Genomic DNA, 12,168 nt, shown 5'->3' with positions numbered 1-12,168 from the left:
TTGCGGCGGCGCTCGGCTTTCTGCTGATCTGCGATCGCCTCGGTCGCCGTCCCTGATCGCCTGTCGTCGCCACGGGCGACGACGTTGCTGGCGCGCGCTTTTCCTGCGGGAGATCCACCTATGAACGCTTTCTACCTCGTGGCTGCCGTGATCGCGGTGGCCTTGACGGGCTACCTGTGCGTGGCTCTGCTCAAGCCGGAGTGGTTCGAATGACCACCTTCGATTTCTTCCAGGTTGTGCTTTTCCTGGCCGTGCTGCTTGTGCTGATCAAGCCGGTCGGCGCATACATGGCCATGGCGTTTGCCGATACGCCCAACGGCGTCAATCGCGTGGGCGGCAAGTTGGAGCGTCTGCTCTACCGCCTCGCCGGCGTGCGCAGCGATGAGCAGATGGGCTGGCGCCGTTACGCCATCGCCATGCTGGTGTTCAACATGCTCGGCCTGTTTGCGGTCTATGCACTGCAGCGCACGCAGCAGTGGTTGCCGCTCAATCCGCAGCATTTCGATGCGCTGTCGCCGGACCTGGCGATGAATACCGCGATCAGCTTCGCCAGCAATACCAACTGGCAGGCCTACGGCGGCGAAAGCGCCATGAGCTACCTGACCCAGATGCTGGGCCTGGCGGTGCAGAACTTCCTCTCCGCAGCGACCGGCATTGCGGTGTTGCTGGCGGTCGTTCGTGGCTTCACGCGTCGCAGCGCCAACAGCGTGGGCAACTTCTGGGTCGACATGACCCGCACCACGCTTTACGTACTGGTGCCGTTCTCGCTGGTCGTCGCACTGCTGCTGTCCTCGCAGGGTGTGGTGCAGAACTTCAAGTCCTACGTGGATGTGCCGCTGGTGCAGAACACGACGGCCGTGGAAACGGTGAAGGATGCCGCCGGCAACACGGTGAAGGATGCGGCCGGCAAGKACATGACCAAGTCGACCACGGTCACCACGCAGACCTTGCCGATGGGACCGGCTGCCTCGCAGATCGCGATCAAGCAGTTGGGCACCAATGGCGGCGGTTTCTTCAATGCGAACTCCGCGCATCCGTATGAGAACCCGACGCCTTTCAGCAACTTCATCGAGATGCTGGCGATCTTTCTGATTCCGGGCGGTCTTTGCTACACCTTCGGCAGCATGGTGGGCGATCGCCGCCAGGGCTGGGCGATCCTCGCCACCATGCTGCTTATTTTTGTCCCGCTATGCTTTGGCGCCATTGCCGCAGAACAGGCCGGCAATCCTGCGCTGCATGGCCTGGCCGTGGACCAGCAAGCCTCCGCCCTGCAGGCGGGCGGCAATATGGAAGGCAAGGAAACGCGCTTCGGCATCGCTGCCAGCGGCCTGTTCGCCACCATTACGACGGCCGCCTCCTGTGGTGCGGTGAATGCCGCGCACGACTCGCTCACGCCTCTGGGCGGCCTGGTGCCGATGTGGCTGATCCAACTAGGCGAAGTGATCTTCGGCGGCGTGGGCTCGGGCCTGTACGGCATGCTTGCGTTCGCCGTCGTCGCGGTGTTCATCGCCGGCTTGATGGTGGGCCGTACGCCGGAATACCTGGGCAAGAAGATCGAGGCGCACGAGATGAAGATGGCCAGCCTCGCCGTGCTGGTGCCCTGCGCCCTGGTGGTGATCTGCACGGCCATCGCGGTGATGACGCCGGCCGGTGCGGCGGCGGTGGGCAATCCGGGTGCCCATGGTTTCAGCGAGGTCCTGTACGCGGTGTCGTCAGCGTCGAATAACAACGGCAGTGCGTTTGGCGGTCTCTCGGCCAACACGCCGTTCTGGAACGTCTTGCTGGCTGTATGTATGTACCTGTCGCGCTTCATGCTGGCCATCGCCATGCTCGCCATGGCCGGTTCGCTCGCTGCCAAGCGCCACGTGCCGCCCTCGGCCGGCACACTGCCCACGCATACGCCGCTGTTCGTCACCTTGCTTGCCTGTGTCGTGGTGGTGGTGGGTGCGCTCACCTTCCTGCCTGCGCTGGCCCTTGGCCCGATCGCTGAATTCCTGATGTCGGTGCGCTGATCAGCGCCCGAAGGAAGCAAATCCATGACAACGACTCATACCCCTGTTCACGGCGTTCGCAGCTTCGATCGCGAGCTGATCCTCAAGGCGATCGCCGACTCGTTCCGCAAGCTCTCGCCCAAGCAGCAGTTCCGCAACCCGGTGATGTTCGTGGTGTTCGTGTGCAGCGTGCTGACCACCTTGCTGTGGGTGCAGGCGTTGACCGGCCACGGCGAGGCGCCCACCGGCTTCATCTTCTGGGTGACGGTGTGGCTGTGGTTTACGCTGTTGTTCGCGAATTTCGCCGAGGCCCTGGCTGAAGGCCGCGGCAAGGCGCAGGCCGCTGCGTTGCGCGGCTCGCGCAAGGACGTGGTGGCCAAGCGTCTGTCGGCGCCCTATAAGGACGCGCCGATCACCTATACGCCGTCGACCGAACTGCGCGTGGGCCACCATGTGCTGGTGGAAGCGGGCGAGCAGATGCCTGGTGACGGTGAAGTAGTCGTCGGCGCCGCAAGCGTTGACGAGAGCGCCATTACGGGTGAATCCGCGCCGGTGATCCGCGAGTCCGGCGGCGATCGCAGCGCCGTCACCGGCGGCACGCGGGTGCTGTCCGACTGGTTGGTGGTGCGCATCACCAGCAATCCGGGCGAGAGTTTCCTCGACCGCATGATCGCGATGGTGGAAGGCGCCTCGCGTCGCAAGACGCCGAACGAGATCGCGCTCACCATCCTGCTGGCCAAGTTCACGCTGATCTTCCTGCTCGCCTGCGCCACGCTGCTGCCGTATTCGATCTATAGCGTGCAGGCGGCCGGTGCGGGCAATCCCATCACGCTGACCGTGCTGGTGGCGCTGCTGGTGTGCCTGATTCCGACCACCATCGGTGCGTTGTTGTCCGCGATCGGCATTGCCGGCATGGATCGCATGATCCGCGCCAACGTGATCGCCACCTCGGGTCGTGCGGTGGAAGCGGCGGGCGATGTGGACGTGCTGCTGCTCGACAAGACCGGCACGATCACCCTTGGCAATCGCCAGGCCGTGGCCTTCCTGCCGGCGCCGGGTGTGGACGAACACACGCTCGCCGACGCCGCGCAGCTGGCGTCGCTGGCTGATGAAACGCCGGAAGGCCGCAGCGTGGTGGTGTTGGCGAAAGAGCGCTTCGGCATCCGCGAGCGCCAGCTGGAAGAAGGCCATGCCGAGTTCGTGCCGTTCACCGCGCARACCCGCATGAGCGGCGTCAATCTCGGCGAGCGCCAGATCCGCAAGGGCGCGCTGGATGCGGTGGAACGCTAYCTGGAATCCAACGGCAGCCACYTGCCGCCGCTGGTCAAGCGCATGGCCGAGGACATCGCCCGCCGCGGCGCCACGCCSCTGATCGTCACCGAAGCCGCCACGGCGCTGGGYGTGATCGAGCTGAAGGACATCGTGAAGGGCGGCATCCGCGAACGYTTCGCCGAGATGCGTCGCATGGGCATCAAGACGATCATGATCACCGGCGACAATCCGTTGACTGCCGCYGCGATTGCTGCGGAAGCAGGTGTCGATGACTTCCTCGCCGAAGCCACGCCGGAAGCCAAGCTCAAGCTGATCCGCAARATCCAGGCCGARAACCGCCTGGTGGCRATGTGCGGCGAYGGCACCAACGACGCGCCGGCGCTGGCCCAGGCTGACGTSGCGGTGGCGATGAACACCGGYACGCARGCGGCCAAAGARGCCGGCAACATGGTCGATCTCGACTCCAATCCCACCAAGTTGATCGAAGTGGTGGAGATCGGCAAGCAGATGCTGATCACGCGCGGCTCGCTSACCACSTTCTCGATCGCCAAYGACGTGGCCAAGTATTTCGCCATCATCCCAGCGGCKTTTGCGACGACYTACCCGGCGCTCAACACGCTCAACGTGATGAAGCTCGCCACGCCGCAGAGCGCGATTCTYTCGGCGGTGATCTTCAACGCGCTGATCATCATCTTTCTCATTCCGTTGGCGCTGAAGGGCGTGAAATACCGTGCGYTGGGCGCCGGTGCGCTGCTGCGKCGCAAYCTGCTGGTCTACGGCCTKGGMGGCATCGTSGTGCCSTTCCTTGGCATCAARGTGATCGACATGTTGCTCGTGCTCTGCGGTCTTGCCTAAGCCCTCTCATTACTGACGCACTACTGGAATCTCCGGAGTCTTTGCCATGCAAGTACTCAAGCTTTCCGTTTCGCTGCCCGACGACACCCACCCAGACATGGAGCTTCGTCTCTCCTCAGACGACTCCACCTGCGATGTGGTGATCGCACTGCCAGTGCAGGGTCGTGCACGCGTACCAGCGCGCACCAGCGAAGCGCCGAACAGCGAGCAAGACGATTACGTGCTCGGCGGTTACGCCGGCATCTGATGCAAGAAGGCCGCGGAACAGCGGCCCCAACCCTCTCTACTCACAGAAAAGGACGGCTCGCCCCGAGCCGGTTTCAGGCACACCCATGATGTCCAAGAAGCTTCTTTCGTTTGCATTGTTGTTGGCGCTTGCCCCCGCGGGTGAAGCAGCCGCTGCGGCGGCGCCGGTTGCCCTGGGAAGCTCGGATATAGCGACAGCGCCACAGTCGCCGCTTACTGCGCCGCCGGAGTCTGCGGCACCCGCTCGCGGACCCAGCGGCGGTTGCGACCCCTACAAGAATTTCGGCTGCCTCAATGACTACCTGGGAACAAGTTTCTGGGGACGCCTGACAAACTACTACAAGCTAGAATGGGGCCAGGCGACGGCTCCCACGGATCCGAATGCGCCTGCATCGAGGCGGGCGGATTGGCCGGCGGCCGCACAGACAACGCCCCCCATGCCGTTTACCGAGTGGCCTTACGGCGGAGCCACTTCCCTCGGTGTGACGCGCCCCAATTCGGTCGACAGTCCGCTGATGGCTGCACTGAGCAACACCGCTTTCGGCGAATGGCTCACCCGGAACAATTTCCAGGTCTATGGCTGGGTCAATGGTGGTGGCAACCTAAGCACGAGTACGACGAAGCCCGGCGGCAATGCGCCGGCGGCGTATGTATACACCCCTAATACGCTGGAATTTGACCAGTTTGTGCTGTATCTGGACCGTTTCCCGGACACGGTGCAGACCGACCACATCGATTGGGGCATGCGCGTTTCGCTGTTGTACGGCGAGAACTATCGCTACACCACGGCGTATGGGTTGGCCAGCTACCAATTGTTGAAGGAAAACAAGGTCAATGGCTACGACTTTCCGATGTTGTATGGCGAACTCTACATTCCCTGGGTCGCCGATGGTTTGATGCTACGCCTTGGTCGCTTCATTTCCATACCAGATATCGAAGCTCAGCTCGCGCCCAACAACTATATGTACACGCATTCGATGTCTTATTCGTTCGATAACTATACGAACACCGGCCTGGAAGGTACCGTAGCTCTCAACAAGAACTGGACCGTGCTACTCGGCGTGACGGACGGCACCGAGGCATATCCGACGCACTTGCATCAGAGGCTCGACAATCCGTATCCGAACGTCCCAGGCACCGGCCCTGGCGATGTTGGATACAACCCGCTCTATCCGAACGCAACCTTCAAGAAGGATCCAGGTGCCATGGCGTCGGTGTCGGCATGCGTTCGCTATGTCACCGACGATGGCAAGACCGACTTCATGCCATGCGCGGATGCAATCAACTCGGGAAGATATGGTTACAACAATCTGCAGTGGTATGGCTTCACGTTCTACCATACGTTCAATGAGTATTGGCATGTTTCCTACGAAGCCTATGATCTCTATGAGAACCGCGTTCCCAACGCACTCAATAGCGATGTGCAAGCCATCTATGCCAACGGGGGCGCGCCGTTCTCGTCGCGATTCATCCCGTACAACGCCCCTGATCTGGCAATCTGCCGCAACGCGACGGAGTTGACGTGCCGGTCCACCACGCTGGCTACCGTTGCCTATCTCAACTACAGCCCCGATCCTTTGAACAACTTTTCGTTCCGGCCTGAGTACTACTGGGACAAGAATGGCCAACGTACGGGCGTAGCAACTCGTTATGTGAACTTCGCAATTGGTTGGCAGCACTGGTTCTCACCGCAATTTGAAGTTCGACCGGAAATCGCTACGTACCATTCGCTGAACGGTAAAGCGTTCAACGGAAACTCGAACGCTGGCATTGCTCCGAACAAGTCCCACGAGACGATTTTGTCCGGTGACGCCATTTTTCATTTTTGAGCAGGGCTCCGCTTGCGAGCCGGTGCTGATGGTCAGTTAGATTTTTGGATTTCCCAACGGGTGGTGATGTCATGAGCAGGTTGATACGCAGTGCACTAACTATGTTGCTGATGATGACCGTGATCACCGGCGTGGCCTACCCACTGGCAGTTACCGGTATAGCCCAGGTGCTGTTCCCGTCGCAGGCAAACGGCAGCCTGATCGTCAAAGATGGCAAGCCGATCGGCTCCACGCTGATTGGCCAGTCGTTCGACGACCCCAAGTATTTTTGGGGTCGTCCTTCAGCCACCACGCCGCAGCCGAACAACGCGCTGTCGTCGTCGGGTTCCAATTTGGGACCGACGAGTCCGGCCCTGACGGATGCGGTGAAGCAGCGCATCGAAGCGTTGCGTGCGGCGGATCCGACGAACAAGGCAGCAGTGCCGGTGGATYTGGTGACGGCRTCKGGTAGYGGTCTGGATCCGGAGATTTCGCCGGCGGCGGCGGCYTATCAGGTGSCGCGSGTGGCGAAGGTGCGYGGSTTGAGCRMGTCGCAGGTGMRGGCGATGGTGRYSATGGCGACSACSGGGMGGCAGTTTGGGATGTTGGGKGAGGCGCGGGTSAATGTGCTAATGCTCAACCAAGCGCTTGACAGCCATTAACGTAGCCACCTGCTGCCTTGTCGCGAAGTCCTATGCCCGAGCCCTCCCGCGAAGCACGCGCCGATGCCCTGCTGGATGTCATGCAGGAAGAGCGTACGCGTCGCCTGAAGATTTTCCTCGGTGCGGCGCCGGGTGTGKGCAAGACCTACGCCATGTTGTCTGCGGCGCGGGAGCTCAAGCGTCAGGGCATCGATGTGGTGATTGGTCTGGTGGAGACGCATGGGCGGCAGGAAACGGCCGCGCTGCTGGACGGACTCGAGCAACTGCCGCGCCGCAAGGTGAACTACAAAGGCCGCGACTTTACCGAGTTCGATCTCGATGCGGCGCTTGCGCGACGCCCCGACATCATTCTGGTCGACGAACTGGCGCACTCCAACCTGCCGGGTGGTCGCCATGAGCGGCGATGGCAGGATATTGCCGAGCTGCTCGAGGCGGGCATCGAGGTGTATTCCGCGCTCAACGTGCAGCACCTGGAGAGTCTCAACGACCAGGTGAGGCGCATCACCAACGTCACCGTGCGCGAAACGGTGCCCGATGCCTTTCTCGATCGTGCACGCGACATCGTGCTGGTCGACCTGCCGCCGCGCGAGCTGATCCAGCGCCTGAAGCAAGGCAAGGTCTATGTGCCCGAGACGGCGGCCGCGGCGCTCGATGCGTTCTTCTCGCCGACCAACCTCGTTGCGCTGCGCGAGCTGGCCGTCGATACCGTCGCCGGCCATGTGGATAGCGACTTGCGCGGGCACATGCTCGCGCGCGGCGGCGCCATGCCGGTGCGCCGGCGTGTTCTGGCTGCGATCGATGGCCATTCGCAGAGCGAATATCTTGTGCGTATCGCTCGCCGCATTGCCGAACGGCGTGGCGCACCGTGGAGCGTGGCCTTCGTCGATACCGGGGCAGCGTTGGACAATGCACGCAGCGAGCGGCTGGATGCGGCCATGGGCCTCGCGCGTCGGCTCGGTGGCGATACGGTAGTGTTGCGCGGTCACGCCATTGCGGATGAACTCATCGCCCATGCCGATCGCGAAGGCATCGGCCAGATCATCCTTGGCCGTACGCGTGAACGTCCTCTTGCACGCATGCTTGGCCGTTCGCTGACCCAACTGCTGTTGCGCCGTGGCGCGCATCTGGAACTCACCATCATCGCCACGCCGGCCGAGCGGGCGAAGTCGCGTCTGCGTCTGCGCATGCCGGGAGGTTCCGGGCGTCGCGGCGAATACATCTATGCGACGCTCGCCACGCTGGTGGCCTTCGGTTTGTCGTTCATTGCCGACCGTTACCTGTCCGTGGCCAACCTCTCACTGATCTTCCTCACCGCCGTGCTGGTGGTGGCGGTGAGAACGCGCATGGCGGTGGCCGTCTATACGGCGTTGTTGTGTTTCCTCGGCTACAACTTTTTCTTTGCGCCGCCGCGCTACACCTTGATGATCGCCAACTTCGACGACGTGCTGGCGGTGAGCCTGTTCCTCGTCGCCGCCCTGGTGGCGAGCCGATTGGCCACCAAGCTGGCCAGTCAGGTCGAGTCCCTGCGCACGGCCCATGCGCAGGCGCGCGCCTTGCTCGCGTTGGGGCAGCGGCTTTCCACCAGCACCGATGCCGAAGGTATTCGTCGCGTGGGCGCTTCCGCATTGGCGCATGTGATGCGTTGCGAGGTGGCTGTGTTGGCGCGCGATGCGAGCCAGGTGTTGCGTGTGGTGGCGTCGTCGCCACGCGATTTCGATCTGACCTCGCAGGACCTGGGTGCGGCCGAGTGGAGCGAGAAACACTCGGAACAAGCGGGCCGTTTCACCGACACGCTCAACGCGGCGCCTTGCTGGGTGTTGCCGCTGGGCAGCGATGACAACCATCTCGGCGTCGCCGCCATGCGCCTCCCGGCGGGGCAGGGAGAGCCGTCCACCGACGTGCGTAGCCTGGCCCTGACCATGGTGCAGGACATTGGCCAGGCGCTGCAGCGCGCCCGGTTGGCCGAGGAATTGGAAGGCGCGCGAGTGCAGGGCGAGACCGAGCGTTTGCGCAATGCGTTGCTGTCGTCGGTGTCGCACGACCTGCGTTCGCCGCTCGCCTCGATGATTGGCTCCGCCGGGACGCTATCGAGCTATGGCGACCAATTGCCGCCCAGTGAACGCCAGGAGTTGCTCGAAGCCATCCTTGGCGAAGGGCAGCGGCTGGACCGCTACATCCAGAACCTGCTCGACATGACCAAGCTGGGGCACGGCACGCTCAAGCTCAACCGCGACTGGACCGACGCCGCCGAAATCGTCGCGGCGGCCACGACGCGCATGCGCAAGCTGTTTCCCGACCTCAAGGTGGATATCGAGCTGCCGCCCCAGACCTTGCTGCTCTACGTGCATCCCGCGCTGATCGAGCAGGCTTTGTTCAACATCCTGGAGAACGCCGCGCGCTTCTCGCCGTCAGGCCAGGCTGTGCGCGTGGTCGTGCGTCCCAAGGGCGAGCAGATCCAGATCGATGTGATCGACCGTGGACCGGGTATTCCGGAGGACGAGCGCGCGCGCATCTTCGACATGTTCTATTCCGTCTCGCGCGGCGATCGCGCGCCGCAAGGCACCGGCCTGGGCCTGGCCATCTGCCGCGGCATGATCGGCGCGCACGGTGGCAGTGTGGAAGCGCTGTCAGGAGCGCATTCGGGGACCACGATTCGCGTCAGTCTGCCGCTGCCGGCGCAGCCGGATCGCGAGGCATGACTACGACCCCCGCCTGCGTCTTGGTTGTCGACGATGAAGCCCAGATACGCAAATTTCTCGACATCGGCCTGCGGGCTGAGGGCTACGAGGTTCTGCTTGCGGCGACCGCGGCCGAAGGATTGGCGCTTGCTGCCACCCGGGTGCCCGATCTAGTGATTTTGGATATCGGCCTTCCCGACAGGGAAGGCTATGAGGTATTGGCCGAACTCCGGCAATGGAGCCAGGTACCCGTATTGATGCTCTCCGTTCGGAATGCGGAGATCGACAAAGTGAAGGCCTTGGACGGGGGCGCCAACGACTACGTCACCAAACCCTTTGGTATCCAGGAGCTGATGGCTCGACTACGTGCTCTGTTGAGGGGGCGTCCCAACGGGCCTGAAGAGTCGCAGCGCTATGACGATGGTCAATTGGTTGTCGACATGGCACGTCGCGAAGTGATTCTGCACGGAGTGCCACTCGCGCTTACCCGCAAGGAGTACGCCCTACTCACGGCATTGGTCCGCCATGGCGGCCGCCTTGTGACGCAACAGCAGCTGCTGCAGGAAATTTGGGGGGTGACGCATGGGCGGGACAGTCACTACCTACGTATCGTGGTCGGTAAACTGCGACAGAAGCTCGGTGACGACCCGGCCTCGCCGCGCTGGCTTAAAACCGAGCCCGGTGTTGGCTATCGCTTCCTGGCTTAGGACTGTACGCCCTCGCTGAAGCGGAACAGATCGCTTTCCCACTGGCGTGGAATGGCAAGAAGTCAGGCTTCCGCCGGAACTTATCCAATCGAGAACATATCCGTGAGCCGGTCGTTACTTTGCGATCGTCTTCGTGTAGGGACGCGACCGACGCATCGTGCGCGCACCGTAGATGTGCCAACAGTCCTTCTCAAGGCAGCACGGCTTGCACACCTGTTCAGCGACGGATCGTAGGGGGGACGTCTCGGAGCCATCGTTGGTTTTCCCTCACGGCGCACACGATAGTGAACCGTTATTCCTGCGCGGATCAGTCCATCACCGACTGGGTGGCGCGCGCCACCGCACACCTTCATGGCTGATAAACCTTGCTCATGACCGCGCAAGAGCGTCAATGACTGGTGGCGACCCGCTTTGTAAAACCGAAGGCGGCCCAGCCTGCGATTCCTGCGACCAGCGACCCCATGAGGATGCCAAGCTTCACTTCGCTTTGCAGGTCAGGATGGTCGGCGAACGCGAGCATGCCAATGAAAAGACTCATCGTGAAGCCGATCCCACAGAGCAACGATGTGCCCAGCAGCTGACGCCATGTGGCACCCGAAGGCATGGCTGCCATGCCGGACCGTATGGCGATACCAGCAAAGCCGAAGACACCCACGACCTTGCCAAGCGCAAGACCCAGTGCAATGCCCAAGGTTGTGCTCGCCATCCATTCATGCGCCGCAATGCCGCCGAATGACACGCCGGCGTTGGCGAAGCCAAAGAGAGGAACGACCGTGAAGGGAACGACCCGATGAAGGGCGTGCTCAAGCTTGGCCAGCGGAGAGTGCGTGCAGTCACCGTCGGAGGGCAACCTACCGGATCGATCTTTGAGCGGGATAAAGAGCGCCAGAGCGACACCTGCAAGCGTGGCGTGTACGCCCGACCGCAATACGGCAAACCACAAGATCCCTCCCAGGACCAGATAGGGCCACAGTGTCCGTACGCCCGAACGGTTGAGGACGGCCAGCGCAGCGAGAACCGCAGCGGCGAGCCCCAGATACACAGTAGCGATTTCTGCCGTATAGAAAATTGCGATGATGATCACCGCACCCAGGTCATCGATGATCGCCAGTGCGGCGAGGAAGGCCTTTAGGGAGGTCGGCACGCGCGAGCCGAGTAAAGCGGCCACTCCCAAGGCGAAGGCGATGTCGGTGGCCGAGGGCACGGCCCAGCCCTTAAGCGCTTCCGGGTGGTCGTAGTTCAATCCGACATAGACAAGCGCAGGTATCGCCATCCCACCCAGCGCCGCAAGCCCCGGCAGAACGCGTAACTGACGGGTCGCCAGCTCGCCGTCGAGGAACTCGCGCTTGATCTCCAGGCCGACCAAAAGAAAGAAAACGGCCATCAGGCCATCGTTGATCCAGTGCAAGACGCTCATAGGGCCGACGTGCGCGTCCAGGGCTGCGAAATACGCACCACTGGCCGGCGAGTTGGCGACCAACAGTGCTAGCGCCGAGGTTCCCATAAGCACGAGGCCGCCCGCCGCCGAGCCGTTAAGGAAATCTTGCAGCCGTCGCAGCGGCGCCCAATTGAGAGTCTTATTCATGACATTCCATACCCAGCCCCAACGCCACCATGACGAAGGGGCGTCCTTATGTAGCCAAGGGTATTACGTCCTCCTCGAAGGCGCGACTGACCGTGAGAGGCGTACACTGACCTCCCTATGCCGCCCGCATGAGGCATGCTTATGAGCACTGACCACACGGTACTGTTCGAGCAGTGGCTGACACGCTTCAGGAATGCAGCACGGACGGCTTGTCCGTGGCGCAGGCGGCACTAGCAAGTCATGCATTGCGCACGGCCGCCATTGGTCTGGAAGATGACAGCTTGGACGAGCTCCTAGCCATTCTTCAGTCGCTTGGCGATGTCATGGCCGAAGGTCGGGTCTCCCCCTCACTTGCTTTCTTGCT

General features: G+C 62.4%; 9 protein-coding genes. 8 read left to right on the top strand and 1 reads right to left on the bottom strand.

All coding sequences use genetic code 11. The features are described 5' to 3' along the window. The first annotated feature begins 120 nt into the window (after positions 1–120). From kdpF to AC1DMG_RS00695, 8 genes are all read left to right on the top strand, one after another. A complete protein-coding gene (kdpF, locus tag AC1DMG_RS00730; RefSeq protein ID WP_121882515.1) occupies positions 121–213 on the top strand; it encodes a K(+)-transporting ATPase subunit F in 93 nt (30 codons plus the stop codon). Continuing rightward, the gene (gene kdpA / locus AC1DMG_RS00725; protein WP_477180093.1) at positions 210–2,012 is read left to right on the top strand and encodes a potassium-transporting ATPase subunit KdpA; all 1,803 of its coding nucleotides are present in this window, start codon (positions 210–212) and stop codon (positions 2,010–2,012) included. The genes kdpF and kdpA overlap by 4 nt, the downstream gene beginning before the upstream one ends. Positions 2,013–2,036: 24 nt before the next feature. Continuing rightward, entirely contained in the window at positions 2,037–4,118 is a 2,082-nt protein-coding gene (kdpB, locus tag AC1DMG_RS00720) for a potassium-transporting ATPase subunit KdpB (RefSeq protein WP_477164865.1), read from the top strand. 46 nt (positions 4,119–4,164) lie between these two features. Beyond that, complete coding sequence (locus tag AC1DMG_RS00715; protein WP_477164866.1) at positions 4,165–4,365, top strand: hypothetical protein; 201 nt, start codon at positions 4,165–4,167, stop codon at positions 4,363–4,365. 85 nt (positions 4,366–4,450) lie between these two features. Continuing rightward, on the top strand, positions 4,451–6,193 hold the full coding sequence (locus AC1DMG_RS00710; RefSeq protein ID WP_477164867.1) for an outer membrane beta-barrel protein: 1,743 nt from the start codon (positions 4,451–4,453) through the stop codon (positions 6,191–6,193). A 71-nt stretch (positions 6,194–6,264) separates the two neighbouring features. Then, positions 6,265–6,834, top strand: coding sequence for a potassium-transporting ATPase subunit KdpC (gene kdpC / locus AC1DMG_RS00705; RefSeq protein ID WP_477180092.1), 570 nt, complete (start codon positions 6,265–6,267; stop codon positions 6,832–6,834). A gap of 32 nt (positions 6,835–6,866) precedes the next feature. Beyond that, entirely contained in the window at positions 6,867–9,533 is a 2,667-nt protein-coding gene (locus tag AC1DMG_RS00700) for an ATP-binding protein (RefSeq protein WP_477180091.1), read from the top strand. Further along, on the top strand, positions 9,530–10,219 hold the full coding sequence (locus AC1DMG_RS00695) for a response regulator (protein ID WP_477164869.1): 690 nt from the start codon (positions 9,530–9,532) through the stop codon (positions 10,217–10,219). The genes AC1DMG_RS00700 and AC1DMG_RS00695 overlap by 4 nt, the downstream gene beginning before the upstream one ends. Positions 10,220–10,607: 388 nt before the next feature. On the opposite strand, the gene nhaA is transcribed toward AC1DMG_RS00695, so the two are convergent. Beyond that, positions 10,608–11,804, bottom strand: a complete 1,197-nt coding sequence (gene nhaA / locus AC1DMG_RS00690) for a Na+/H+ antiporter NhaA (RefSeq protein ID WP_477164870.1) — start codon at positions 11,802–11,804, stop codon at positions 10,608–10,610. Between the last annotated feature and the right edge of the window lie 364 nt (positions 11,805–12,168).

Source organism: Dyella sp. 01N36, from assembly GCF_056399745.1.
Note: the sequence above shows the minus strand (reverse complement) of the source record. Positions and strands in the feature narration are given on the sequence as shown.